The organism is Actinomyces massiliensis 4401292, assembly GCF_000269805.1.
Taxonomy (GTDB): Bacteria; Actinomycetota; Actinomycetes; order Actinomycetales; family Actinomycetaceae; genus Actinomyces; species Actinomyces massiliensis.
The window spans coordinates 712204-737897 of the sequence record NZ_JH711481.1; the positions used below are offsets into that span (position 1 = coordinate 712204).

The 25694-nt window shown below is 70.4% G+C and carries 18 protein-coding genes; 14 read left to right on the forward strand and 4 right to left on the reverse strand.

Annotated elements, in window-relative coordinates:
• Positions 1-250 precede the first annotated feature (250 nt).
• The 7 genes from W5W_RS0102985 to W5W_RS0103015 all read left to right on the forward strand — a co-directional run bounded on the left by W5W_RS0102985 (position 251) and on the right by W5W_RS0103015 (position 9654).
• Complete coding sequence (locus W5W_RS0102985; RefSeq protein ID WP_017194289.1) at positions 251-1285, forward strand: LacI family DNA-binding transcriptional regulator; 1035 nt, start codon at positions 251-253, stop codon at positions 1283-1285.
• A gap of 370 nt (positions 1286-1655) precedes the next feature.
• On the forward strand, positions 1656-2543 hold the full coding sequence (locus W5W_RS0102990; RefSeq protein WP_008730852.1) for a fructose bisphosphate aldolase: 888 nt from the start codon (positions 1656-1658) through the stop codon (positions 2541-2543).
• Between the two features lie 536 nt (positions 2544-3079).
• Complete coding sequence (pulA, locus tag W5W_RS0102995) at positions 3080-6088, forward strand: pullulanase-type alpha-1,6-glucosidase (protein WP_017194290.1); 3009 nt, start codon at positions 3080-3082, stop codon at positions 6086-6088.
• Positions 6089-6223: 135 nt separating this feature from the next.
• A complete protein-coding gene (locus W5W_RS0103000; protein WP_193760055.1) occupies positions 6224-6634 on the forward strand; it encodes a DUF488 domain-containing protein in 411 nt (136 codons plus the stop codon).
• A gap of 48 nt (positions 6635-6682) precedes the next feature.
• The gene (locus W5W_RS0103005; RefSeq protein WP_017194291.1) at positions 6683-7258 is read left to right on the forward strand and encodes a PadR family transcriptional regulator; all 576 of its coding nucleotides are present in this window, start codon (positions 6683-6685) and stop codon (positions 7256-7258) included.
• Positions 7259-7313: 55 nt separating this feature from the next.
• Positions 7314-8168 (forward strand): CPBP family intramembrane glutamic endopeptidase, encoded by an 855-nt coding sequence (locus W5W_RS0103010; RefSeq protein ID WP_238533233.1) that lies wholly within the window; start codon positions 7314-7316, stop codon positions 8166-8168.
• Positions 8169-8799: 631 nt separating this feature from the next.
• A complete protein-coding gene (locus tag W5W_RS0103015) occupies positions 8800-9654 on the forward strand; it encodes a CPBP family intramembrane glutamic endopeptidase (RefSeq protein WP_238533234.1) in 855 nt (284 codons plus the stop codon).
• Between the two features lie 124 nt (positions 9655-9778).
• Here the strand turns inward: W5W_RS0103015 and W5W_RS0103020 are convergent, their stop codons facing one another.
• A complete protein-coding gene (locus W5W_RS0103020) occupies positions 9779-10219 on the reverse strand; it encodes a VOC family protein (RefSeq protein ID WP_017194294.1) in 441 nt (146 codons plus the stop codon).
• Positions 10220-10311: 92 nt separating this feature from the next.
• Between W5W_RS0103020 and W5W_RS0103025 the strand changes: the two genes are divergently transcribed.
• Positions 10312-11259, forward strand: a complete 948-nt coding sequence (locus tag W5W_RS0103025; RefSeq protein WP_017194295.1) for a helix-turn-helix transcriptional regulator — start codon at positions 10312-10314, stop codon at positions 11257-11259.
• 443 nt (positions 11260-11702) lie between these two features.
• On the forward strand, positions 11703-12011 hold the full coding sequence (locus W5W_RS0103030; RefSeq protein ID WP_017194296.1) for a hypothetical protein: 309 nt from the start codon (positions 11703-11705) through the stop codon (positions 12009-12011).
• Between the two features lie 110 nt (positions 12012-12121).
• On the opposite strand, the gene W5W_RS15215 is transcribed toward W5W_RS0103030, so the two are convergent.
• On the reverse strand, positions 12122-13765 hold the full coding sequence (locus tag W5W_RS15215; RefSeq protein WP_017194297.1) for a replication-associated recombination protein A: 1644 nt from the start codon (positions 13763-13765) through the stop codon (positions 12122-12124).
• A 339-nt stretch (positions 13766-14104) separates the two neighbouring features.
• Complete coding sequence (locus tag W5W_RS0103040; RefSeq protein WP_017194298.1) at positions 14105-15295, reverse strand: ROK family protein; 1191 nt, start codon at positions 15293-15295, stop codon at positions 14105-14107.
• Positions 15296-15351: 56 nt separating this feature from the next.
• On the opposite strand from W5W_RS0103040, the gene W5W_RS0103045 reads away from it, so the two are divergent.
• From W5W_RS0103045 to W5W_RS0103060, 4 genes are all read left to right on the forward strand, one after another.
• On the forward strand, positions 15352-16002 hold the full coding sequence (locus tag W5W_RS0103045; RefSeq protein ID WP_029574040.1) for an HAD family hydrolase: 651 nt from the start codon (positions 15352-15354) through the stop codon (positions 16000-16002).
• On the forward strand, positions 15999-16418 hold the full coding sequence (locus W5W_RS0103050) for a hypothetical protein (RefSeq protein ID WP_154650227.1): 420 nt from the start codon (positions 15999-16001) through the stop codon (positions 16416-16418). Before W5W_RS0103045 ends, W5W_RS0103050 begins: the two co-directional genes overlap by 4 nt.
• A gap of 198 nt (positions 16419-16616) precedes the next feature.
• Positions 16617-17609 carry an SPFH domain-containing protein gene (locus W5W_RS0103055; protein ID WP_008729918.1) on the forward strand — a complete coding sequence of 331 codons (993 nt, stop codon included), beginning with the start codon at positions 16617-16619 and terminating at the stop codon, positions 17607-17609.
• Between the two features lie 9 nt (positions 17610-17618).
• Complete coding sequence (locus W5W_RS0103060) at positions 17619-17870, forward strand: type II toxin-antitoxin system antitoxin (protein WP_008729934.1); 252 nt, start codon at positions 17619-17621, stop codon at positions 17868-17870.
• A gap of 183 nt (positions 17871-18053) precedes the next feature.
• Here W5W_RS0103060 and W5W_RS0103065 read toward each other — a convergent pair whose 3' ends face one another.
• Complete coding sequence (locus W5W_RS0103065) at positions 18054-18719, reverse strand: GOLPH3/VPS74 family protein (protein WP_008729929.1); 666 nt, start codon at positions 18717-18719, stop codon at positions 18054-18056.
• Between the two features lie 486 nt (positions 18720-19205).
• On the opposite strand from W5W_RS0103065, the gene W5W_RS0103070 reads away from it, so the two are divergent.
• Entirely contained in the window at positions 19206-24908 is a 5703-nt protein-coding gene (locus tag W5W_RS0103070) for a DEAD/DEAH box helicase (protein ID WP_238533235.1), read from the forward strand.
• Positions 24909-25694 lie beyond the last annotated feature (786 nt).

Genomic DNA, 25694 nt, shown 5'->3' on the forward strand with positions numbered 1-25694 from the left:
CATCGGGGCCGTCAGGGCTGCCGGTGCGGGCGGCGGCGTCATCGCGGTGGGCGCCGCCGGCTTCTCGACGGGCGGGAGGGCGGATCCTTAATGTCGACGTTAACATGATTGTCATGCTGAAGGACATGCATCAGTATGACTGCATTGACGGCGATAATATTGCTTGTAGACGATCTTGGATTCGCCTTGACAATATCGTAGCATAGGTTGTTTTCCGGATGCTCTCGAGGCGCTTGGTAGCCTCGTGCCCATGGGTGAGGCGGGAGGTTCGCGACGGCGCCGGTCCGGCGTCCCGTCGGTCGCGGACGTCGCCCGGCTGGCCGGCGTGTCGACCCAGACGGTCTCCCGAGTCACCAGCGGCGCCTCGAACGTGCGCCCCGGCACCCGGGACAAGGTGCTGCGTGCGATGGAGCAGCTGGGGTACTCGCCCAATCTCGCCGCTCAGGCGCTGCGTCGGGGGTCGTCTCGCACGATCGGGGTGGTCACTCAGCACATTCAGCGCACCGGTGAGGCGCTGACCACCGAGGGTGTGCTCTCGGCGGCCTGGGATGCCGGCTACACCGTCTCGATGGTGCAGGTGGAGCGCCCGGCCTCCGAGGACATGCGCACCGCTGTGCTGCGGCTGGCGCACCAGGCGGTTGATGGCCTGGTCGTGGTTCAGGCGGGGCGCGCCGGGCGTGAGCACCTGTCCCTGCCCGCCGGAGTGCCGGTGGCCGTGTCCGACTCCGCGCTCGTGGGCTACTACCCGTCGGCCTCGGCCGACCAGGTGCAGGGGGTGCGTGACGCCGTCGAGCACCTTCTGGGGCTCGGGCACCGCACGGTCCATCACGTCACCGGGCCGGAGGACTCCCAGTCCGCCCTCATCCGTTCGGCGGCCTGGGCGGCCCGCCTCAAGGAGGCCGGTGCGACGGTGCCCCAGCCGGTGCAGGGCGACTGGACCGCGGCCTCCGGATATGCGGCCGGGGGGCGGCTGGCTGCCGATCCCGAGGCGACGGCGGTCTTCTGCGCCAATGACGAGGTGGCGATCGGGCTCATGCGCGCCATGCACGAGCGCGGGCGGCGCGTTCCGCAGGATGTGTCGGTGGTCGGTTTCGATGGCCTGTCGCTGGGGGAGTACAGCTTCCCGCCTCTGACGACGGTGCGTCAGGACTTCTGGCGGGCCGGGGAGGAGATGGTCGGACTCGTTCTGGAGCAGGTGGCCTCCGGGGAGGTCGACGGCGCCCGGCAGATCCTCATTCCCACCGAGCTCCTGGTTCGCGGGAGCACCGCCCCTCCTGTTCGCTGAGCCGGTTGCCGGGCCGTCCGTCCACGCCGGGACTTGCGCTGTCTCTGCTTTCCGTCGGCCCCCGCGCTCCCTCCGTCGGTCCCTGTCTCAGTCGAAAATGTCAATCTCGACGAGGATGCGGTGGGTGGACCGAGTCTCGGTGCGGAACTCGACCGATCTCGACGCGGAGTACGACCGATCTCGGTGCGGAAGTGGACCGATTTCGGTGCGGATTGGCGGGCCGGGCTCGGGGTGTGTGCTCACTCTTGATGTGCACAGATGTGCACATGAGAATCAATCTCATGTAAGGTGGTGGCTGCAGGGCCGTTCGGGCCCGACCGCGCGACCGCCGCGGCACCCGCAATCAATCGCAGGAGATGCAGGAGATACCGTGAACGAGCAGCAGGCCGAGCAGATGCGACACGGAGCGGGCTTCATCGCCGCGCTCGATCAATCCGGGGGCTCCACGCCCAAAGCGCTGGCCGGCTACGGCGTCGGCCCGGAGCGCTACTCCAACGACGCCGAGATGTTCGACCTGGTCCACGCCATGCGCACCCGCGTCATCACCTCGAAGTCCTTCACCTCCGAACGCATCATCGGCGCCATCCTCTTCGAGCGGACCATGGACGGCCAGATCGAGGGCCGTCCCACCGCCGAGTACCTGTGGGAGGTCAAGCACGTCGTCCCCTTCCTCAAGGTCGACAAGGGCCTGGCCGACGAGGAGCACCGAGCCAGGGTCATGAAGCCGATCCCGGGGCTGGATGATCTGCTCGCGCGCGCCGTCGAAGCCGGCATCTTCGGCACCAAGATGCGCTCGGTCATCCTGGCGGCCGATCCCGAGGGCGTGCGCGCCGTCGTCGAGCAGCAGTTCGAGATCGCTGAGCGGATCATCGCGGCCGGACTGGTGCCGATCATCGAGCCCGAGGTCGATATTCACGCAACCGACAAGGCCAAAGCCGAGGAGCTTCTGGTGGCGTCGCTGACCGAGCGCCTCGACGCCCTGTCCGAGGGCGCCGACGTCATGCTCAAGGTGAGCATCCCGACCGTTGACGGCCTGTACTCCTACCTCATGAAGCACCCGCGGGTGATGCGCGTGGTGGCGCTGTCCGGCGGCTACGAGCGCGAGGACGCCAACGCGCGCCTGGCGCGCAACCCCGGCCTCATCGCGAGCTTCTCGCGCGCCCTGCTGGAGGGCCTGAGCGACGGTCAGAGTCAGGAGGAGTTCGACGCGGTTCTCGCGGCGACCGCTGAGAGCGTCTACGAGGCGAGCATCGCCTAGGGCGCGATCCAGACCCGGGTCGGTCCGGTGGGGGCTGACCCGTCGAGCCCGGCTGGGCGCTCCGGGCAGTGGTGCAGCGCCTGACGGCGGCCGCCGATCGGTTGGGGTTCCGACGGCGGTCGCCGTGCTGCTCGGCTGCTCAGCCGCTCGCCGGCCTTCGGTGTCGCCGCGTGGTCTACTGCGTCTAGGCGGACGAGATTGACATTCTCGAACGAGATCGACGGTGCCACCGTCGATCTCGTTCGAGAATGTCGACCTCGTCGAAGGGCGGGGTGGGGCGGCGCCTGCGCCGGCCCGCCTGCATACCCCCTATACATGCCCATACGCGCCCGTACGCGCGCACCCACACGTACAGTCCACATAATGAGATCGGGTGCCCTGTGTCGAGATCGGTTCATTTCCGCGCCGAAATCGGTTCGGTAGCGCGCGGCCCGTCACTCGATCGTCTCATTTGTTGGCTCAAGTTGCGTTTTTCGGTCTTGGCGGGAGGTGATCCGGCATGCGAGGCTGTGCATGTCATCAGGAAGGTGGTGCACATGACTGACGACCCTCGTATCAGCACGAAGACCCCGGACAGTGCCGTACCCACGGTCTGGCCGATTGTTCCGGATCTGCAGCGTCACCATGAGGCTCCGGTGCGGCGCCCCATCCCCGGAGCCGGGCAGGCCCGGGCTTACTGGGTTGATGAAACGACTCTGGCATGGCCCGCCGACCTGCTTCCCAAAGGGGTCACCCCCGCTATGTGCGTGGGTCCTCACCATGGCCGCCCCCGCAGCGCCCCGCCCGTCAGCTTCGGGTTGGTCTCCTCCCCCGATGGACAGGCCCATGTTCGGGACGGACTGCTGCATCGCGGCCCCCACGGCTCCGAGGTTCCCCTCGTCCTGGTCGGCGAGGTCGGCCCCGAGGTCGTGGCCGCTCATCCACAGCTGAGCGGCTACTTGGCGCTGACCACCGTCGACGACTTCGGTGATCCCCGTTTGGGGCGCGCGGACGTCGAAGCGCTTCTGACCGGCCAACTCGCCGTCGTCCAGCGGACGGCCTCGGCCTCGGGCGGCTGGCTCACGGCTTTCACGGGTGTGCAGATCTGGCCGCTGATCGATCGCTTCTGGGGAGGCGCCGCCTCGACGCGAGACGGCTCGGCTCCACTGGGCGTCCGCTTCGTCGAACCGCAGGCCCCTGATGGCGCAGATGGCGCCGACGGCGCCGGTGACGCTGCCGGTTCCGAGAGCGCCGGGGACACCGAGGGCGCAGAGGGCGTCGAGAGCGCCGGGGGCACAGAGACCGCCGGGGTCACCGAGGGCACTGCGCTCCCGGCCTTCGCCCTGTGGGCGCCGACCGCCCTGGCCGTCACGCTCCTGGCCTGGGAGACCGGCGACCCGACGGGATCGTCGCCTCTGGTCGATGACCCGCCCATGCGCTTGCCCGCTCATCGGTGCGATGACGGCCGATGGGAGGTGGATCCGGGTCGCGTCGGCGCCGGTGCGCAGTACCTGTGGGAAGTCGAGGTGTTCGTCCCCTCGACGGGACGGGTCGAGCTCAACCGGGTCACCGATCCCTACAGCACGGCTCTGACGGTCGATTCGCGCCGGTCGGTCGCCGTCGATCTGGGGCAGCGCGCTCTCAAGCCCACTGCCTGGTGCGAGAACCTCAGCCCCGTCGTCCACTCCGACGCCGCACGGGCCATCTACGAACTTCACGTGCGCGACTTCTCCTGCACCGACGAGTCCGTACCGGCCGAGCTGCGCGGGACCTACGCCGCGTTCACCGTCGATTCGCTCGGCACCCGCCACCTGGGTGCGCTGGTGGGCGCGGGCGTCGACACCCTGCACCTGCTGCCGATTTTCGACACCGCCACCATCCCCGAGGACCGGGCCGACCAGAAGTCCCCCGAGATTCCGGCCGATACCTCGGCCTCCTCGCGCCGTCCCCAGGCGGCGGTGGCGGCCGTGGCCGACAGCGACGCCTACAACTGGGGCTACGACCCGTATCACTGGATGGCCCCGGAGGGCTCCTACGCGCGCGAAGGCCACCAGGACGGCGGCGCCCGCACGCGCGAGGTGCGCGACATGGTGGGGGCGCTGCACGGCATGGGCCTGCAGGTCGTTCTCGACCAGGTGTACAACCACACCGCCGCGGCGGGCCAGGACCCGTGCTCCGTGCTCGACCGGATCGTGCCCGACTACTACCACCGCCTCGACGTCTACGGCGCCATCGAGATGAGCACCTGCCGCAACAACGTGGCCACCGAGCGCGCCATGGCCGAGCGGCTCATGATCGACGCGTGCGTGGCCTGGGTGCGCGACTACCGGGTCGACGGCTTCCGCTTCGACCTCATGGGCTACCACAGCATCGGCACAATGGCCCGCCTGCGCGAGGCGCTGGACGAGATCGCCGAGGACGCCGTCGGACACCCCATCTACCTTTACGGCGAGGGCTGGAACATGGGGGAGGTGGCCGACAACGCTCTGTTCCGCCAGGCCTGCCAGGGGCAGGTCGGCGAGCTGGGCATCGGCACCCTCAACGACCGGGTGCGCGACGCCGTCCACGGCGGCAGCTTCAAGCAGCCCGACCCGCGGACGGATCAGGGCCTGGGCAACGGGGAGCTGACCGACCCCAACGCCGTGGAGGAGCGCAAGAAGGATGCGGCGCGCAGGGACCTCGCCTGGCGCAGCGACCTGGTGCGGCTGTCACTGGCCGGCAACCTGCGCGACTACACCCTGCTGACCTCCGACGGGCAGTGGCGACGCGGCGACGAGATCGGGTACGGGGAGTCCCCGGCGGCCTACGGCATCGAGCCCGTGGACTCCATCGCCTACGTGTCCTCCCATGGCGACGAGACCCTTTTCGACCGCCTGGCGTACAAGCTGCCGCTGCCCACCTCCATGGCGGACCGGGTGCGCATGAACACCCTGTGCCTGGCCATCGCCACGCTGGGCCAGTCGCCGGCCTTCTGGGCGGCGGGTTGCGAGCTGCTGCGCAGCAAGTCCCTGGACACCGATTCCTACAATTCCGGCGACCACTTCAACGCCATCGACTGGTCCGGGCGGGACAACGGCTGGGGGCGGGGATTGCCGCCGGCGGGGCGCAACTTCGAGTCCTGGATCATCCAGGCCGAGCTGCTCGCCCATGACGAGCTGCGCCCCACCGCCCGCGACATCGCCGCCGCCCAGGAGCAGGCTCTCGATGTTCTGCGACTGCGGCGCAGCACGCCGCTGTTCTCCCTGGGGTCCGCCGAACTCATCCGTGAGCGCGTGAGTTTCCCGTCCAGTGGTCCGCGTGCGCAGCCCGGCATCATCATCATGGTGATCGACGACGGCGCGGGCGAGGCGGATGTTGACCCCGCGCTGGACGGGGTCGTGGTGGTGATCAATGCGACGCCGCGCGAGGTCAGCCAGCGGGTCGACGCCCTGGTGGACCGCTTCCTGGTGCTCTCCGAGGTCCAGGTCTGCGGTGTGGACCCGGTGGTGCGCGAGACCCGTTTCGACGCCTCCACCGGCCTGGTGACGATTCCCGCGCGCACGGTCGCGGTGCTCGTCGAGCCCTAGCGGGGCCGGTTCCTGCCTGCACGTCGTCGAGGTCGACATTCTCGAACGAGATCGACGGTGCCACCGTCGATCTCGTTCGAGAATGTCGACCTCGTTGGAGGCTTCTCTGCTCCCGCCCGGAACTAGGGTGGGGGCATGAGTCCTGGTCGAAGCAATGTGCCCGTCGCCGACGACGTCGTGATCAAGGGGGTGCGGGACGAGCCCTCGTCCGACGACGGCCGGCGCGTCCTAGCTGATCGGCTGTGGCCGCGCGGGGTCAGCAAGGAACGGGCCGCGTTGGATGAGTGGGCGAAGGACGCCACGCCGTCAACGGCGCTGCGTCGGGCCTTCCACTCCGGCGACCTGACCTGGGAGCAGTTCGTTCCCGCCTACCGCGCCGAGCTGGAGGAGGAGCCTCGGGCCGTGGAGGCGGTCGAGAGGCTGCGCGCCGAGGCGCTGCAGGGGCGGGTGACCCTGCTGATCGCCGGACACGACAGGAATCGCACCCACGCCCGAGTGCTGCGCGAGGCCATTCTGGGGGAGAGTGACCCGGATCTGCCCCGCTGAGGCCGGGCCGTCCGGCCTTCGGAGCCGTTCCTCGTCTACTGTTTCCGTATGAAACTCAGGCACGCCATTCTTGGGCTGCTGTCCCATGGACCGCAGAGCGGCTACGACCTCAGTCGTGCCTTCGCCGGCTCCGTCGTCAACTTCTGGCATGCCGACCAGTCCCAGGTCTACCGCACTCTGGACCGCCTGGAGGACGACGGCGCAATCTCGACGCGGGTCATCGCCCAGACGGGGCGACCCGATCGGCGTGTGCACAGCCTGACGCCGGAGGGCTGGGCGGAGCTGGATGCCTGGCTGGCCAGCCCGCTCGAACCCCGCTTGGGCAAGGACCCGTTGCTCGCGCGGATCTTCTTCGCCGCCCGGCTGGGCCACGAGAGGGTCGATGCGCTCCTGGAGGAGGCCGAACGGGCGCTCCGCCAGGAGCTGGAGACTCTGGAGGCGATCGAGTTCGATGTCGTGGATCTCGACACCCTTCTCAAGGCCGCGACGCTGCGCCACGGGCTCCAGGGGGCGAGGTTCGAACTGGAGTGGCTCGAACGGGTTCGGCGCGACGTCGCAGATCATGCGGCCAAGGCGAGGGAAGCTGCGGATCGGGACGGCGAGCGCGATGGCGGGGATGGGTGAACGGGAGCCACTTTCATACTTGTAGAATCGAATAGTCGCATTTTACAGTATGGGCATGAGTGAAACATGCCCTTCCAATGGCGTCCCCGCGGTGAGTTCCAGGGCTCGCCTCCTGGTCTTCATCGTCATCGCACTTAGTTCCGGGTGGATCGGGGTCTTCGTCAACCGCCTCCTCGGCATTCCCGACTCCATGGACTCGGCGGGCGCCGCCATCTGGATCGTGACTCCGCTGCTGGTCGGCATTGTCATGGGGCTCACGGATCCGTCCCTGCGGCGCTCCTATCTCGCCTCGTGGAAGCCGGGCCGGTTCCGGGCCTACGGTGTGGCGCTCGTCGTCTTCCCCCTGTCCTTTGTGGCGGCCATCGCCGTTGGTTGGGCGGCCGGGTGGCTGGAGCCTTCCGGGCTGGGTGCCTTCGCGGGCGTGGTGGTCGCGGCTGCGGTGGGGACTCTGGGCAAGAACGTCTTCGAGGAAGGGGCCTGGCGCGGCTACCTGGCGCCCGCCCTCGTGGGTCGAGGGCTGCCGGACCTCTGGGTCTGGGTTATCTCGGGGACTGTGTGGGCGGTGTGGCACTACCCCTACTACCTGTTCCTCTTCGATGAGTCCCTGACGCGCGCGGTCTGGGACGTCCCCCCGGTCGTCTACGCCACGCTGGGGATCGTGATCATGAACCTGTGGGCGCCCCTGTTCACCGAGCTGCGGCTGCTCAGCGGGAGCTTCTGGCCCGGCGTCATCGCCCACAGCGTGGCCAACCTCAGTCAGCTCCCCCTGGCGTACGGCGGGCTTCCGATCGAGTCGGGCAAGCACCTGATCGTCTCCCCATTGGCGGGCCTGATCTCCAACGCCGTCGTCCTGGGTGCGGGCCTGTTGCTGTGGGCGCGTCGCACGGGCCGTCTGCGCCGGGCTCGGTGAGCGGACGGCGGGCGGGCGCGTCGCACGGGCCGCCTGCGCTGGGCTCGGTGAGCGGACGGCGGGCGGGCGCGTTCCAGGTGCTCGCCCTCGGTGCTGCGCGCGACCATTTCGTCCAGCCACTTCATCCAGCCATGGCAACAGCTGGCCCGCATGATCCCCGGCCGTATAGGCGACCCGCCCCTCGGGTCCCCGCGAACAGCGCGCTTGGCCCCAGCAGCACCGCGTCACCGAGGATGACGGGCTGTTGACCGAACTCGCTGAACACGACGGCCGTGCCATCGCGCACAACAACGAGCCGGACGACCTTGTACGCCACAGGGCCGACAGGCCCTCCGAGTCCGAGCCGACAAAGGCGGAGAGATACGGCTAGTCACTCATCAATGAACCTCGCGATTCAGTGCCGGGTCAGTGCCGGTGCAGTGCTGGTTCGGTGCCGGTGCAGGTGCCGATGCGCCCAGTGGGGGCTGTGCATCCGTCCGAGGACGTTGCCGAACGGGTCGATGATGGAGGCCGTCGTGAATCCGCCGCCGCGTTCGGTCGTAGGAGCGTGTATCTGCGCGCCACGGGCGGGGAGCGAACGAGGCTGCCGCTATACTTGTAAAATCGAATAGTCGCATTTTACAGTATGGGCATGAGTGAAACATGCCCTTCCAATGGCGTCCCCGCGGTGAGTTCCAGGGCCCGCCTCCTGGTCTTCGTCGTCATCGCACTTAGTTCCGGGTGGATCGGGGTCTTCGTCAATCGTCTCCTCGGAACTCCCGACTCCATGGACTCGGCGGGTGCCGGCATTTGGATCGCGATTCCGCTGCTGGCCGGCATCGTCATGGGCGTCACGGATCGATCCCTGCGGCGCTCCTACGGCGCCTCGTGGAAGCCGGGGCGGCTTCGGGCCTACGGTGTGGCGCTGGTCGTCTTTCCCCTGTCGTTCGCGGCGGCCATCGCCGTTGGTTGGGCGGCCGGGTGGCTGGAGCCTTCCGGGCTGGGTGCCTTCGCGGGCGTGGTGGTTGCGGCTGCGGTGGGGACTCTGGGCAAGAACGTCTTCGAGGAAGGGGCTTGGCGCGGCTATCTGGCGCCCGCCCTCGTGGGTCGAGGGCTGCCGGATCCCTGGGTCTGGGTTATCTCGGGGACTGTGTGGGCGGTGTGGCACTGCCCCTATTACCTGTTCTTCTTGGACGAGTCCCTGGTGCGCGCGGTCTGGGATGTTCCCCCGGTCGTCTTCTTCACGCTGGGGGTCGTGATCATGAACCTGTGGGCGCCCCTGTTCACCGAGCTGCGGCTGCTCAGCGGGAGCTTCTGGCCCGGCGTCATCGCCCACAGCGTGGCCAACCTCAGCCAGCTCCCCCTGACGACGGGCGGGCTTCCGATCGCCCCGGGCAAGCACCTGATCGTCTCCCCAATGGTGGGGCTGATCCCCAACGCCGTCGTCCTGGGCGCCGGCCTGCTGCTGTGGGCGCGTCGCACGGGCCGTCTGCGCCGGGGGCGGTGAGCGGACGGCGGGTGGGCGTTCCAGGTGCTCGCCCTCGGTGCTGAGCGCGACGTTGTACGCCACAGGGCCGACAGGCCCTCCGAGTCCGAGCCGACAAGGGCGGAGAGATACGGCTGATCGCTCATCAATGAACCTCGCGATTCAGTGCCGGGTCAGTGCTGGTGCAGTGCCGGTGCGCCCAGTGAGGGCTGTGCATCAGTCCGAGGACGTTGCCGAACGGGTCGATGATGGAAGCCGTCGTGAATCCGCCGCCGCGTTCGGTCGTAGGAGCGTGTATCTGCGCGCCACGGGCGAGAAGCGCGTCCAGGGCCGACTCGACGTCGTCGACCTGCCAATAGGTGGTCGAGCCGCCCGCACCCGAAGACCCTGCCGGTGCGTAGGCGCGGTTCATGATGCCGAGCTCGTCTTCGTCGGGGCCGATGCGGAACTCGACGTATGCGGCAGGCCCGGTCTCGGGACGGCGGAAGTACGGGCCAATGCCGAGGGTGTCGGAGTACCAGTCGGCTGCTGCGTCCACATCGTCGGCGGTGAGCACCATCGTGGTGAGGCCCTGCAGGTGAGTCATCGTGCTGTCCTTGCTTCGTGAGGGATCGTTCTACTCCACTCTGGCAGGTGAAGTGCTCATCTTATGAGCACTTTGCTTGAGAAGATCGAGCCATGCGTGCTGACCGGCTCATCGCTCTCCTGCTCCTGCTGCAATCCCGGGGCCGAGTCACCGCCGCTACGGTTGCGGCTGAGTTGGAGGTGTCACTGGCGACGGCCAGACGTGACCTCGAAGCGCTGTCGGCGGCGGGCGTGCCCCTCTATGTGCAGTCGGGTCGCGGCGGAGGGTGGCAGCTCATCGGTGACGCCCGCACCAACCTGTCCGGGCTTTCGGTGTATGAGTCGCGAGCCGTGTTCTGGCTGCTGGGTACTGCTGGACTCGCCTCGCCGCAGACGCGCCTCGCCACGAAGAAACTGATTCGTGCATTGCCGGAATCGATGCGCGACGAAGCCGAACGCCTTGCCGCGTCGATTCACTACGACCACACCGCATGGGGCGAGCATCCTCGCGAATCGGCGAAAGGTCTGGAGTTGCTGCGTGATGCGATCGTGAAGCGGCAGATGGTTCGGGCCTCCTACACCACGGGCGAGGGCGCCCGGGGCGCGCACGAGCTTCGGCCCCTGGGGCTGGTTGCCAAGGCGGGCATCTGGTATCTCATTGCGGATGGTGAGCGGGGGCCGCGGAGCTACCGAGTCGAACGACTGGCTGAACTTCATCTCACAGGTGAGCAGTTCGAGCCACCGCACGATTTCGATCTTGTCGCCTACTGGCACGCTCATGCCGAGGAAGTCGAGACCTTGCGTTCGCAGATCGCCGCGACGCTCAGAGTTCCCATGACGGTTGTGCCGATCCTGCAACAGCAGTTCGGTCGATACTGCACAGTGCTCGACCGGCAGGGCGAGCATGCTGCGGTCGAAGTCCGAGCCCACCTCTTGACCGGCCTCGCCGAACAACTCGCCGGATGGGGTAACCGCATCGAGGTCATATCACCCTCGGAGCTGCGGGCCGAACTGGTTCGCCTCGGAACTGAACTCGTCGCTCACCATAACGAAGCACCATAGCGAAGCACCATAGCGAAGCAGCTCCGTGAAAGGCGGCGTGCTCCTGCTCCGTGGCAGCGGTGCTGACGCGCGCGATTGCAGGTGAGTGCGTTTGCAGTGCCTCGGCTAGGCGCCGGTCCTGTACGTACGGGCCGGGCGCCCCCGTCCGGAGAGGCCGGGTGTCCGCATACTGCGGCCCTCGTTAGCATCGCGCCGGCGCCCCCCGTCCGGAGGAGCTGGGCTCGCAGTGTGCGAGCGGTCCTGCGGAGGGTGACAGGCACTGGGATGGCGGCATCGCCCTTGATGAACCTTCTCATCAAAGGGTGTGGGCTCGTGTAATCTGGCGCTTGTGGTGAGCATGTGTGTGCTTGCTGCGCCGCCCTCGTCGGCGGTCGGATCCGGTCTCTTCCCAGTACGTCCTGTGACGCTGGGAAGAAACCGCAGGCCTATGGAGCTGAAGAAAGATGACGCGCGCAAAGAAGTTCGAGGCGACCACCTACCTCAGGACAGACAACCCCGAGTCGATTGCCGACCTGGCCCACGACCTGGACGTCAAGGCGCGCGAGTACGCTCGTGGGCGGGAGGGGATCGCGGTCATCGAGGTGCGCCCCGCGCCCAGCATCTCCAGTGTGGCCATCTCTCTGGAGGTCTCCAGCATGCTCCCCTCGGCGGCGGCCCAGACCGCCAGGGACTTTCTCGAACAGGTGCAGGGCCTCATGGAGGATCGGGGCAGCACCTTCAAGAGCGCCAGTCGCGAGCTCGCCTACGCCTGACCCTGACTCATGCCCGCCGCCCCGGAGAGGACCCGTGAGGAGCGCTTCCTCTCCTGGGTCGGGCGCGAGGATCGAACGGCAGTGCGCACTCGCCGGCCCCGCCGTCGTACTCAGCCGTGGGGGTGCTGGCGCTTCCGCCGCAGCGCCTCCCAGTGGGTCAGGCGTTCGCGGATGCGGCGCTCGTGACCGCGATCGGTCGGCTCGTAGAAGGGCTCGCGCTCGCCGGGCGGCGGGTAGCCGTCGGGGAAGTAGTCGGCGCCCGAGAAGCCGTCGGCGGTATCCGGGTCGTACTGGTAGCCGGCCCCGTAGCCGAGCTCCTTCATCAGGCGCGTCGGCGCATTGAGGATGTGCGCGGGCGGGGCGAGCGAGCCCGTCTGCTGCGCCGCCCTCTGCGCCCGCCCGAGACCCCGGTAGACCGCGATCGACTTGGGCGCGGTGGCCAGGTGCACGACCGCCTGGGCGATGGCGAGCTCCCCCTCCGGGGAGCCGAGTCGCTCATAGGCATCCCAGGCGGCCAATGCCATCTGCAGGGCCCCGGGCTCGGCCATTCCCACATCCTCGCTGGCGAAGCGCACGAGACGCCGCACCACGTACAGCGGATCCTCCCCACCGTCCAGCATCCGCGCCAGCCAGTACAGGGCGGCGTCCGGATCGGAGCCGCGCATCGACTTGTGGAGGGCCGAGATGAGGTTGTAGTGCTCCTCGCCGGACTTGTCGTACAGGGGAGATCGCGAGGCGACGACGGCGGTCAGATCCTCGGCGTCCAGAAGAGCCCGGCTGTCAGGGGCGGCGTCGGCCCCGGCTGTCCCGGCTCTGTCGCCGGTCTCCCGGGCGGCGTGGGCCCTGTCGGTCCCGGTGCGGTCTTCGGCCCCGTGCGGGAGGTCGGCCCCGGCTGGCAAGTCGGCCTCGGGGCCCACGGGTGAGCGGGGTCTGGTGTGCGGGTCAGGTGTCACCGGCGCTCCGGGGCTCGCGGGTGAGCGGGGCCTTTCGGGTGTTCCCGTGTCCCCGCTGTCGTGGCCGGAGCCGTTCTCGGCTCCCCGGGCCGACCGGTCACCGGCTCCCCTGAGGCGGGCCCAGCCCACGATCTGCTCGACCATGCTCAGCAGATAGCGGCCATCGCCGTCGGCCATGATGATCAGGGCTGCGCGGGCGGCCTCGGTCAGCGGGAGCGGGCCGCCGGCCATCGCCTCGGCGCGGGCGAGCAGGACGGCCAGGGCGCGGTCGTCGAGGCGGCGCAGGACCAGGACCTGGCAGCGGGACAGTAGGGCGCCGTTGAGCTCGAAGCTCGGGTTCTCCGTGGTCGCGCCGACCAGTACGACCGTCCCGTCCTCGACGTAGGGCAGGAAGGAGTCCTGCTGCGCGCGGTTGAACCGGTGGATCTCGTCGACGAACAGCAGCGTGCCCTGCCCGAGCTCGTGGCGGCGCGCAGCGGTGGTGAAGACCTTGCGGAGATCCGCCACTCCGGAGAAGGTCGCCGAGATCTGCTCGAAAATCAGGCCGGTGCGCGCTGCCAGCAGTCGGGCGATCGTCGTCTTCCCGCAGCCCGGCGGCCCCCACAAGATGATGGAGGACAGTCGGCCCGCCTCGACCATGCGGCCCAGTGGCGCATCCGGGGCCAGCAGGTGGTCCTGGCCCACGACGTCGTCGAGTGCGCGCGGCCGCAGACGGTCCGCAAGCGGTCGCGTCGGGTCCGTGACGGCGGGGTCGCCGCTCTCCGCCGCGGCGTCGAAGAGCGAGGGGGCGTCGGTGCTCATGCGCCCCAGGCTACGGCGGCGCGGGTGCGCCGGCGGGCATCTTGACCGGCTCCCCAAGGCGAGCCTTGAAGGGCGCGGAGCCCGGCGGGCGCTTCGAACCGATCTCGAGCCGGAGTGCGACCGATCTCGAGGCGGAACTGGACCGATCTCGAGGCGGAGTGCGACCGATCTCGGCGAAAAGAGGGGGCGGGGGTGGGCGGCTCCTGCGTCGAGGTTGACGAGATTGACATTCTCGAACGAGATCGACGGTGGCACCGTCGATCTCGTTCGAAAATGTCTATCTGGATGGGAAGGGCATAGGAGAGTGAGGGGGAAATGCGGGAGGGAGGGCAGCCGGCCCTACCGGTCGGACTGCCCCCGAGTCGCCCAGGCAGCCAGTCCGGCGGGGCTCGCCACCTCGTCCAGGGCGGCTTCGATGGTGCCGACCAGTGCGGCGTCGGCCCCGAGCTCGCCGACGACGATCCTCGGCTGGTCCTCGCGCAGGCATCGCATGAGGCCGTTCGCCAGGGCCTCCTCGAATGCCTCGGGCGAATGAGCGCGCAGAAGCGGCCCGATCCCGCCGAGGGTGACGACGTCGGGGTCGGTGACATTGATCAGCCCGGCCAGGCCGCTGCCCAGGCTCGCGGACGCGGCCTCAATCGCCGGGCGATGGGCGGGGGCCCCTCGGGCGATGATCGCCCCAACACCGGCCGCCGAGTCGTCCTCGGCCCTCAGTCGCCCGGCCAGCGGCCTGGTTCCCAGGACGGTGTCCCAGCAGCCACGCGCACCGCAGTCGCAGACCGCCTTCGGGTCGCCCAGGGGGAGGTGCCCGACCTCCATCGCCAGTCCGGTCGCCCCGAGCACGGGCGCGCCGTTAAGGACGAGGCCGCCGCCGACGCCTGTGAGCACGGTCAGATGCAGGGCGCTGCGTGCGCCGCGCGAGGCGCCGCGGCGGGACTCCGCCAGGGCCTCGCAGGTGGCGTCGTTGGCGACGAGGAGGGCGGTGTCCGGCACGGCCAGGGGGGTGAGGCTCACCTGGTCCCAATCCAGGACGGAGGATTGGACGACGGTTCCCTCGCGGACGGTGGCGGCCACGGCGACCGATACGGCCCGCACCCGGCCCGGGCGGCCGTTCGCCTCCGCGATCACCGCTCGGCGGATCGGGGCGAGCACGTCGTCTGGGCCGCGGCCGCGATGGGGGGCGGAGGCTGCGGCTGTCAGGCGGCCGTCGAGGCCGGCGGTCGCCATCCGCCAGCCGGTGGCGGTGATCTCGATGGCGACGATGAGTGGGCCCTCCGGGTGTGCGGTGAGCTCCGAGGTGGGCCGCCCCCGGCCGTGGGGGACCGGCGTCCCCTCGCCGAGGATGGCGGCCTGGCGCATGCGCGTCACCAGATCGGCGGCCGTGCCGCTGGAGATCGCGAGTTCTTGGGCGACCCGTGCCCGGGTGATGCCGGGGTGGCGGCGTACCAGGGCGCAGACATCGGCCGCCAGGGTCCAGCGGAGCCGGTCGGCGGTGCCGCGTCGTTGCGCCGGGTGCGTCGGCTGTGGCATGAGCTTCTCCGGTCCCTCGTCTAGTATTTTAATCGGCACGCGAGTTTAATAGGTGCATGAGCGCACACACCCACCATCTTGCCCCCTGTCGGGCTGTTCTCCTCGACATGGACGGCACCCTGGTGAACTCCGATGATGCCGTCGAGGCGGCCTGGGCTGCTTGGGCCCGAGCCAACGGCGTCGAGGCGGCCGACGTCCTGGCGGTCTGTCATGGTTCGGACGTCGCCACTACCGTGCGGCGCTTCCTGCCGGGCATAGGCGAGGCCGAGCTCGCCGAGCACGTCGCCGCCCACCTGGAGCGCGAGTGCGCGGACACCGATGGCGTCCGGCCCGCCCCCGGCGCCCTGGAGCTGATCGCCTGGATGGATGGCCGGTCCCTGCCCTGGGCGGTCGTCACCAACGCCCATCCCCGCCTGGCTCGCGCGCGTCTGGGGGCGGCCGGGCTGGATCCGCCGGTCGTCGTCTCTCGCGACGACGTCGAGCGCGGCAAGCCCCACCCGGAGGGGTACCTGCTGGGTGCTCGGCGCCTGGGAGTAGAGCCCCGGTGCGCGGCCGCGGTGGAGGACTCCGCTCCCGGGCTGGCGGCGGCGCGGGCCGCGGGGACCGTCGTCGTGGCCGTGGGTGGAGCCCGGGACGGCGACGTCGTGTGCCGCGGTCTGGATGAGTTGCGCGGCCTGCTGGCCTCGGCGAAGGGGTGGGCTCCATGAGGATCACGGAGGTGCAGGCCGTCCTGTTCGAATCGCTTGATCCGGCGGACGACGCCGTCCCCGACGGTGGGCTGGACGTCATCGTCGCGCTGGACCGGCACGGCATCCCGTGGCGGGTCCTGCCCCACCGGTCCGCGGTCCGCACGGTCCAGTGGGCGACTCGAGGCGTCGGCGCTCCGGTGCAGCGCTGCCTGGTGGTGGCCTGCACCGACGAGGGCGCGCAGGCCGCGGTGAAGGCGGGCGCGATCGTGGCTCCGGTTCCGCCCGACGGCGATATCGGCGCTTTCGTCGATCGGTTCGAGCCCGGTTTCCCCTCGGCTCCGCAGTCCGAGGGTGCGCTGTGCAGGCTGGCCCGCTGGTTCTATGGGAGGGGGCTTCGCGTCACCGGATCCGTTGTCCGTCAGCTGGAGCCCTGAGGGCCTCCGGCGGAGAGGCTGACGAGATTGACATTCTCGAACGAGGGCGACGGTGCCACCGTCGCCCTCGTTCGAGAATGTCTGTTTGGACGGCTCCTGTGCGGGCGGTGCGGTCCTCGCTTCATGTGCGGCCGTCGTCTCGCAGTTGCGCTTGGCAAAAAAATAGATATCATTTTGCTAGCCAACAAGGAGGCCCGCATGTCCACCAGCTCCACTGCTGCTAGTAATTCCAACGCGCCCGCGCTCTCGGACCCGGCGTCCAACGCGCCGGAGCGCTCTTCCGGCCGCGTCGACATCACAGAGAGGCCCGCGCGCGCCGCTGGCTCCGCAGTCGCCTTCCTCGCCCTCATCATCCTGCTGGCGGCCATAGCGGGCTCGGTCGTCCTCATCGGCACTGGCGCCCAGGCCGCCGACGCGGGCGAGCCGGGGGCGGCGGCCCGGATCATCGGCGGAGCCGCAGGAGTCGTGTTCGTGACCATACTGCTGTCCAGCTCCTTGGTGATCGTCGTCCCCGGCCAGACCAGCGTCCGCCAGTTCTTCGGCCAGTACATCGGCACCGTGCGCCGTACGGGGGTCGCCCTCGTCCCTCCGCTGACCACCGGCAAGAAGGTCTCCGTCAAGGTCCACAACTTCGAGACCAATGAGCTCAAGGTCAACGACCTGGAGGGCAACCCCGTCAACATCGCCGCCATCGTCGTGTGGCAGGTGGCCGACACCGCCCGCGCCGTGTTCGCCGTCGAGGCCTACGAGGACTTCATCAAGGCGCAGGCCGAGTCCGCGCTGCGCCACGTCGCCACCACCCACCCCTACGACGAGCCCGGCCCCGGCGAGACCTCCCTGCGCGGTGGCACCGACGTCGTCTCCGCCGAGCTGGCCGCCGAGGTCGCCGCCCGGGTCGCGCTGGCCGGCCTGGAGATCGTCGAGGTCCGCATCTCCTCGCTCGCCTACGCCCCCGAGATCGCCCAGGCCATGCTCCAGCGCCAGCAGGCCGGCGCCGTCATCGCCGCCCGCGAGCAGATCGTCGAAGGCGCCGTCACCATGGTCGACCAGGCCCTCAGGCGCCTGGAGGAGGGCGACATCGTCGCCATGGACGACGAGCGCCGCGCGCAGATGGTCTCCAACCTGCTCGTCGTCCTGTGCTCCGACCAGCGCACCCAGCCCGTCGTCAACACCGGCTCCCTCTACGCCTGAGCCGAGCCTGTGGCGGGGAAGGGGCGCAAGCAGGTCCTGCTGAGGCTGGACCCCGCCGTCCACGCGGCCATCGCCAAGTGGGCGGCGGACGACCTGCGCTCGGTCAACGCCCAGATCGAGGTCGTCCTGCGCCACGCTCTCGACGAGGCCGGCCGGGGCGTGCACGCGGCGCCCATGCGCGGGCGGGGGAGGCCCCGCAAGGAGGAGTCAGGGGAGTCTGAGGAGTCTGAGAAGTCGGGGGACGACGGCGGGGCCGGTTGAGTGGGCCGTCCGCACCATCGCTTTACTACCCTTTACTACGCTCCTTTCCCCCTTAGTGTACGGGGGCGAGGAGCGTAGTAAGGGGTGAACAGGCGTAGTAAGGCGGTAGCGCGGCGCGTGGGCGGGCGAGCGCGCGGGTGGGCGGCTGAAAGGAAGCGCGGTGGCTCAGGCGGCCGGTTGCGATCAGGAGCTCGCCGCAGCCGAGCTGCTTGCGGCCAGGACTGCGATCAGGGCCCCATTCGTCGCGTCCACCGCCCGGGAGACGGCGCTGCCCGCCGGGTTGGCCCGGGCGATCTCCTTGATTCGGCGTTTGAGGGCGCTCCTGCTCAGTCCGGTCTGCGCCCGGGGCAGGACGCGCGTTGCGACGCTGAGTCCCTGGAGGATGGACAGGATGGTGCCGTCGGCCTCCGAGATGATCTGCTCGCCGCGCAGCACCGCGTAAAGGTGGTTGCGCAGTTGCTGCTCGGGGACGGGGTCGACCGTGGGATACCGTGGTGAGAAAGAGCCGAGGAGACCACCGGTGTCCACCGCAATGATCCCCGCTGCGGACAGCGAGGTCACGATGTCCCTGGTGGGGTTGAGTTTGCCCCAGGGCACGAGCGAGGAGAAGCGCTTCCCGTTCTTGGCCGGGAGGATCTGCAGGGCTCGATCCAGGACCGGATGGCCGGTGGGGGCGGGGTTGACGATGTTGATTCGCGGATTGCGGTCCTCGTTCAACGCGACGCGACCGGCCAGGAGGAGGTCGACCAGCAGGGCGCCATTCAAGCCGTAGGCCGCGTCGGCCAGGCGGCTCTCGGGCGACCCGGAGTCCTTGGTCAGCAGCAGGAAGAGCTTCTCGCAGATGAGCATCTCTGTCATGCGACCAGTCAACCGCCTCGTTACCGATATGTGATCCCTCTGTGGGGCGAATTCGGATCCCCCTGGAGGAGGAGTCGGGCAAGGAGTCGGACGGTCGGCCGCTGGGCTCCGGACAATGCTGCCGGTGTGCTCCCCCGCGGAGGGGGCCTGCGCCGCGCACGTGTGGGCGCCACTGGGAACCCTGGCCGTGCTTCCCTGGGTGAGCAGCTGGACCGATATCGGATTCGGCGGTCGGGTTCATCGGCTCGGGTTTCCCGATGGAAGGGGCCGGATCCCCGTTGCCGGAGTTCCGCCTTCCGGATGCCGACCCGACACCGCCTGTGCAGGCTCTGCGGGGCGGTCGAGAGCGGTGGCTGTGAGAGGCTGATGCGGGCTGCGGGCTGCAGGCTGCAGGCTGCATGCAGTGCGGAAGTCGGGTGCGAGCCGTGTGCAAGTCGGGCGCAGGACGACGGGACGATCAGGAAGGCGGGTGACGGCATGAGCGCGCGGACGGCCAGAAGCGGGGAGCCCGCTGAGCCGGCACGGACCGAGTCGGTTGGGCCTGCTGAGCCGGCAGGGTCGGCTGGAGCGCCTGAGTCGTTGGGGCCGCCTGGACCGGTCGAGCCGGCGGAATCGGTCGAGCCGACAGGACCGTCCGGGGCCGCGCTGAAGGGCTTCGCTCCCGCGACCCGGGCCTGGTTCGCCTCCGCCTTCCCGGATGGCCCGACGTCGGTCCAGGCGCGCGCCTGGACCGCGATCCGCCGCGGCGAGAACGCGCTCGTCATCGCGCCCACCGGGTCGGGCAAGACGCTGGCCGCCTTCCTGTCGGCCATCGACCGGCTCATCCAGACCCCCGCCGCCGAGCGCGGAAGGCCCCGCGACAATGCGGCACAGCGCCCGGCCAAGACCGCGAGCGCCGACAGGGTGCGCCCGCAGCGAGCACGAACGGCCCCACGCGGTGTGCGCATCCTCTACATCTCCCCGCTCAAGGCCCTGGGAGTCGACGTCGAGCGCAACCTGCGACGGCCCCTGGCCGGAATCGCCGAGGCCGCCCTCGGCCTTGAGAAGCCGATCGCCCCGGTGAGCGTGGGCGTGCGCTCGGGCGACACCCCCGCCGCCGAGCGCCGCCGTCTGCGCACTCGCCCGCCCGACATCCTCATCACCACCCCCGAATCGCTCTACCTCATGCTCACCAGTACCGTGCGCGAGACGCTGCGCACCGTGGAGACCGTCATCGTCGATGAGATCCACTCCTTCGCCGGCGAGAAGCGCGGCACCCACCTGGCCCTCTCCCTGGAGCGCCTGGACGACCTCCTGGAGCGTCCCGCTCAGCGCATCGGCCTGTCCGCGACCGTCGCCCCGCCCGGGGAGATCGCCCGGTTCCTCGGCGGCACCCGGCCCGTCACAGTCGTCGCCGACCAGGGGCGCACGACGCCGGCGGTGAGTGTGGCCGTGCCCGTGGCCGACATGACCCGTGTGCCCGCCGTCGCCGACCGGCGCACCCGCATGGAGCGGGCCCGGGGCGGCTCACTCCGCAGAGACAACCGAGGTGATCGGGGACGCGCCGGCCGTCCCGGGCGGGGCGATCATGCGCAGGCCTGGCGTTCCGACCGCGCCCTGCGGCAGGCGATGGCGGGGGAGACTGGGGCCGCCGGACCCGCTGGGCCCGTGGGCCGTAGCGGGGTCGGGCAGATGACCGCCTCGATCTGGCCTCACATCGAGAACGCGATCCTCGACCGGGTGCTCTCCCACCGCACCACACTCGTCTTCGTCAACTCGCGCGGCGCCTGCGAGCGGCTGACCGCCCACCTCAACGAGGCCTACGCCATGCGCATGGCCGCACTCGGCGTCGACCGTGACGGGCACGTCCCCGCCGTCGTCGAGCCCGAGCCCGCCCGCCACCGCGAGTCCTGGGAGATGGGGGAGACCAAGCGCGCTCAGGGTCTCCCGGAGGAGGCTCCGGTCATCGCCAAGGCCCACCACGGCTCCGTCTCCAAGGAGCAGCGCCTGGCCGTCGAACGCGAACTGAAATCCGGTGAGCTGCGCTGCGTGGTCGCCACCGCCTCCCTCGAGCTCGGCATCGACATGGGCGCCATCGACCTCGTCCTCCAGGTCGCGCCGCCGCCCTCGGTCGCCTCCGGCCTGCAGCGCGTGGGGCGGGCCGAGCACCGCGTCGGCGGGCGTCCGCGCGGGACCATCTACCCGATCGAGCGCACCCAGCTCATCGACGCCGCCGTCACCGCCGAGGGCATGCGCGCCAGCGCCATCGAGTCCACCGCGCTGGTCGCCAATGCCCTGGACGTCCTCGCCCAGCAGACCGTGGCGGCGGCAAGCGTCGACGACCTGGACGCCGACGCCTGGTACGCCACGGTGCGCCGTGCCGCTCCCTACCGGGGGCTGTCGCGGGCCGCCTTCGACTCGGTCCTGGAGCTGCTCGACGGCGGCTTCGCCTCCGCGGACCTGGCCGACTTCGCTCCGCGCCTGACATGGGACCGCCGGGCGGGCGCGCTGACCGCCCGCCCCGGCGCTCAGCGCTCGGCCGTCACCGCCTCGGGGACCATCCCCGACCGCGGCGCCTTCCCCGTCGTCCTGCCGGAGGGCGAGACTGGTTCCGGACGGCGGCGCGTGGGCGAGCTCGACGAGGAGATGGTCAACGAGACCGCCGTCGGCGACATCATCACCCTGGGCACCACGAGCTGGCGGGTGCGTGAGATCGGCGCCGACCGCGTCGTCGTGGATCCCGCCCCCGGCCGCAGCTCCCGCCTGCCCTTCTGGAAGGGCGACGGACCCGGACGCCCCGCCGCCACCGGGGCCGCACGGGGCGCCTTCCTGCGCGAGGTCGCTGCGGAGTTGACGGAGGCGGGGTCGGCGGGGACCGGCGGACCGCCCGCCGGTCCCGGCGCGACGCCCGCCCTCCTGGAGCGCCTGACCGCTGCTGGCCTCGACGAGAGCGCCCGGGCCAACCTCATTGCTCTGCTGCACGAGCAGCGAGCCGTCACCGGCGTCGTCCCCAGCGACACCGCCCTGGTGCTGGAGCGCTACGAGGACGAGTCCGGCAGTCAGCGGCTCATCCTCCACAGCCCCTACGGGCGGCGCGTCCACGAGCCGTGGGCCATGGCGATACGCGAGCGCGTGCAGCAGCGGCTGGGCCTGGCCCCGCAGGTCGTCGTGGCCGATGACGGGATCGTCCTCCAGCTTCCCGCGGCGTCCACCGCGGCCGAAGGCGGACGGGACGGCCTGTCCGGCGGCGCTGAGCTCGTCGTCTTCGATGCCGAGGAACTGACCCGGCTCGTGCGCTCCCGGATCGATCAGACGGCCCTGTTCGCCGCCCGCTTCCGCGAATGCGCCGCCCGCGCCCTGCTCATGCCGGGGGCGGCCCCCGGGAGGCGCACGCCCCTGTGGCTCCAGCGCATCAAGTCCGGTCAGCTCCTGGAGGCCGCCCGTCAGTTCCGCGACTTCCCCGTGCTGGTGGAGGCGGCGCGCGAATGCCTCCAGGATGTCTACGACATGCCTGCCCTCGCCGCCCTCATGGAGCGGATCGCCGCGGGGTCGGTGCGCGTTGTCGAGGCGAGCGTCCCGGAGCCCTCCCCCTTCGCCCACCCGCTTCTCTTCGGGTATACGGCCGCCCTGCTCTACCAGGAGGATCTGCCCCATGCCGAGCGTCGCGCCCACCTGCTGTCCCTGGACCCGGATGCCATTGCGGCGCTGCTCGGAGACGACGGCGCGGCCGACCTGCTCGACGAGGCGGTCCTGGCGCAGGTGGAGGCCGAACTGCAGCGGCTCGCTCCGGGACGGCGGGCGCGCCCCGACGCCGAGGGGGTCGCCGACCTGCTGCGCGAGCTTGGGCCGCTGACGGCCGCGGAGGTGGCGCAGCGACTGGCATGGCCCGACGGCGAGGGCGATGACCCGGACCCGTGCGGCGCGGCGGCCTCTACGGCTGTCTCCTGGAGTTCCCCGAGCCCGTGCGGCGAGGCGGGAGGAGCCGAGTCGGCGGTCCGTGCGGCAGGCGCCGTCGGGCCGGGCGCCGGAGGGGCGGCCGAGTCGGCGGTCCGTGCGGCGCGGGGCTTCCTCGACTCGCTCGTGGAGGCTCGCCGGGCGGTGCCCCTGCGGATCGCGGGTCGTGAGTTGTGGGCGGATGCGGCCGACGCCGTCGGCCTCCGGAGCGTTCTCGGCGTCGAGGTTCCGGACTGGGCCGGAGGCGTGGCCTCGGATGCCGGAGCCCCGGGAGTCCGACGCGCCGAGGGCGCTCGCGGCCCGCTGGCCGAACTCGTCCTGCGCTGGGCGCGCTCGCGCAGCGCAGTCACCGCGGCGGGGCTCGCGGAGCGCTTCGGAATGGGCGCGGGGCTCCTGGAGGAGGCGCTGGAGGAATTGCGGGCGCGGGACGAGGTTCTGCGCCTCGGTGACGCGCCGGCGGACTCGATGGATCCGGAGGACCCGGCTCACGCCATCTGGATGGCGACGGTCGTCTTCCGCCGTGTGCGCCGTCGTTCACTCGATGCCGCCCGCCAGGCCGTCCGACCAGTGTCCGGTGATGCCCTTCAGCGTCTCGTGCTGGAACGGGCGGGGCTGGTAGGCGCGCAGGCGAATCGTGCTGAGCAGGATCCGCTCGGCGCCCTGGCCGAGGCCCTCGCCGTACTGGAGGGTGTACCCCTGCCGGCTGCCGCCTGGGAGGGGTATGTTCTGCCCGCCCGGGTGCCCGGGTACCGGCCGGGCATGCTCGACGAGCTCCTCGCCGATGGGGATGTTCTGTGGCGGGTCGTGCCCGAGAGGGCGGGGGAGCAGGTCGGTTCCGCGAACGGTGCGGGTGCTGAGGATAGGGCGGGCGGTGAGGCGATGGACCGCGGGCCGTCATATGGCGGCGCTCCGGCTCGAACGACGGCGGGCGGTGGTGCCTCGGGTCGGGGTGCTGCGGCTCGTGGCGCTTCGGGAAGTGGGGCGGCGCCCGTCGGCCTCATCGCCTTCTACCCCTCGGATTCGCCGCTGGCCCCCGTGGTCGGTCCGGTCCTCGCCGATGGGGATATCGGGTATGCCGACACGGGGACCGCCGGTACTGAGAGCACTGGAGTCGCCGGCGACGGGGGCGCGGGGCACCTGCCCGCACACCTACCCACAGCGGTCTTGCGGGGTCTGGCCACCGCCCCGACCTTCGCGCCGGTGCGTGCGGCCCTCCGGGCGGAGACTCCCGTACGACCCCGCCGTGTCTCCAGCAGGCGCCGCCGCGGGCGCACGACCGGCCTGGCGCGAACCGCAGCGTTCCCCGTGAAAGCGGCGGCGTCGGGCGCCGGGCGGGGGAGCGCGGTGGGCGCGGTGGGCGCGATGGGCGCGCCCAAAACCGCCTGGTTCCGCCTCGACCCGCCCGAGATCGGTGACGAGGAGCGGGCCCTGGCTGAGGTCGACTCCCTTCTGGACCGGTACGGCGTGCTGAGCCGTGACGTCGCCCTCGCCGCGGGACTGCCCGGCGGGCTGGCGCCGTTGTCGCCCGTACTGCGGCGCATGGAGGACGTCGGGGCGCTGCTGCGCGGGTCCTTCGTCGAGGGTCTCGGTCCCGCTCAGTTCGCGGCAGCGGACGTCGTGGACCGTTTGCGCGCTCTCGCCTTCTCCGGGAGCGGCCCCGATGCGTCGAGGTCGACATTTTCGAACGAGACCGACGGTGGCACCGCCAACCTCGTTCGAGAATGTCTATCTCGACGCATGACAGTCGGGGCCGAGTCCGCACCGGACGCCCTCGGTCCCGGGCGGGAGGGCGCGGTTCGACGTCCGGGCGCTGGGACCGATGTTGTCGTCCTCGACGTCAAGGACCCGGCCTGCCTCATCGGAGGCCTCCTGCCCTGGCCCGGGGCCGCGCTCCCGCCCGGTCTGACGCGCGGGACGCCCGGCGAGATCGAACGGCCCGTCCGGCGGGCCGGTGCCAGCGTTGTCCTCATCGAGGGACGGCCCGTGCTCCATGCCGTCGAGAACTGGCGGACACTGACCTCTTTCACGGCGGACACCGCCGAGTTGGAGCAGGCGCTTTCGGCACTCGCCGAGGCCGAGCACGCTGCTGCGGCACGGGGGACCGGCCGGATGCCGCGCCGCGTCGTCGAGCGCCTCAACGGGATCTCGGCACTGGACCCGGATGTGAGCAGGTTCCTGGGACGCGCCGGCCTCGTGCTGGACCCGCATGGTATGCATCTGCGCCTCGACCCCTACGGACGGGGCTGAGGCGCAGCATCGGCCGGTGGAGTGGATCTCACCGGGGTCGGGCGTCCGGGCAGGAGCGGGTGCTGTTGTCACCGGCCGGTTCGCCGCATTCGCTGCGGGACGGGTGTGTTATCGCCCCGCAGCGAGTGCGGCGAAAGATGCGCCTTCCGGCCTCGCTGCCGGGCGGGGGCCAGCGCCGTCGGGCGGACGGGGAGAAGATGTTCGCCTGGTCTTGTCCCTTCTGGCGCGTGACCGAGGCGCTGCCGGGACGGAGAGGAAGACGGGTTCTGACCGGCGGCCCGCCTGTGGTCGAGGCGCTGTCGGGGCCGCGCAGGAAGGGCCCGCGCCGCGCGATTTGTTGCAAGCATTGCATTGTGCGGGCGCTGTCAGGGGCGCGCAGGCGCGCAGGAAGGGCACTGCACATGGGAGAGCGGGGTCCAGACAGAGTGGGTGCGAGTTTTCCCTGTCATGACAGGGTTCTTGAGTTTCCGTAGAAATGTGTTGATGTGCTCCCATGTGCACCGACCCCCCTCGGTGCACATGGGAGCACATCAGTATGTCGTGACGGTGTAAGTGAATTACTGGAATAACAACGAAAAATGGCAATCCGCTCGCCGGTCCCCCATCCTCCCATGTGCGTATCACCTCCACAGGGCTGCTTCGCGTCGGCGGCCGGGGGTTTCGGATTCGACCTGGCCCCATTGCGGGGCTTGTCCCCGGCCGGGACCCGGCTCGCGCCTGAGGTCAAGGCTGAGCCCCGCGCCGTGCCCGCCCCAGCCCTACGGGACCCGGCTCGCGCCCGAGGTC

Coding starts and splice junctions, on each gene's coding strand:
- W5W_RS0103070 (WP_238533235.1), top strand. CDS start 19,206: ATGAGCGCGCGGACGGCCAGAAGCGGGGAGCCCGCTGAGCCGGCACGG.
- W5W_RS0103020 (WP_017194294.1), bottom strand. CDS start 10,219: ATGACTCACCTGCAGGGCCTCACCACGATGGTGCTCACCGCCGACGAT.
- W5W_RS0103040 (WP_017194298.1), bottom strand. CDS start 15,295: ATGCCACAGCCGACGCACCCGGCGCAACGACGCGGCACCGCCGACCGG.
- W5W_RS0103045 (WP_029574040.1), top strand. CDS start 15,352: ATGAGCGCACACACCCACCATCTTGCCCCCTGTCGGGCTGTTCTCCTC.
- W5W_RS0103050 (WP_154650227.1), top strand. CDS start 15,999: ATGAGGATCACGGAGGTGCAGGCCGTCCTGTTCGAATCGCTTGATCCG.
- W5W_RS15215 (WP_017194297.1), bottom strand. CDS start 13,765: ATGAGCACCGACGCCCCCTCGCTCTTCGACGCCGCGGCGGAGAGCGGC.
- W5W_RS0102985 (WP_017194289.1), top strand. CDS start 251: ATGGGTGAGGCGGGAGGTTCGCGACGGCGCCGGTCCGGCGTCCCGTCG.
- pulA (WP_017194290.1), top strand. CDS start 3,080: ATGACTGACGACCCTCGTATCAGCACGAAGACCCCGGACAGTGCCGTA.
- W5W_RS0103065 (WP_008729929.1), bottom strand. CDS start 18,719: ATGCTCATCTGCGAGAAGCTCTTCCTGCTGCTGACCAAGGACTCCGGG.
- W5W_RS0103015 (WP_238533234.1), top strand. CDS start 8,800: ATGAGTGAAACATGCCCTTCCAATGGCGTCCCCGCGGTGAGTTCCAGG.
- W5W_RS0103005 (WP_017194291.1), top strand. CDS start 6,683: ATGAAACTCAGGCACGCCATTCTTGGGCTGCTGTCCCATGGACCGCAG.
- W5W_RS0103055 (WP_008729918.1), top strand. CDS start 16,617: ATGTCCACCAGCTCCACTGCTGCTAGTAATTCCAACGCGCCCGCGCTC.
- W5W_RS0103000 (WP_193760055.1), top strand. CDS start 6,224: ATGAGTCCTGGTCGAAGCAATGTGCCCGTCGCCGACGACGTCGTGATC.
- W5W_RS0103010 (WP_238533233.1), top strand. CDS start 7,314: ATGAGTGAAACATGCCCTTCCAATGGCGTCCCCGCGGTGAGTTCCAGG.
- W5W_RS0103030 (WP_017194296.1), top strand. CDS start 11,703: ATGACGCGCGCAAAGAAGTTCGAGGCGACCACCTACCTCAGGACAGAC.
- W5W_RS0103025 (WP_017194295.1), top strand. CDS start 10,312: ATGCGTGCTGACCGGCTCATCGCTCTCCTGCTCCTGCTGCAATCCCGG.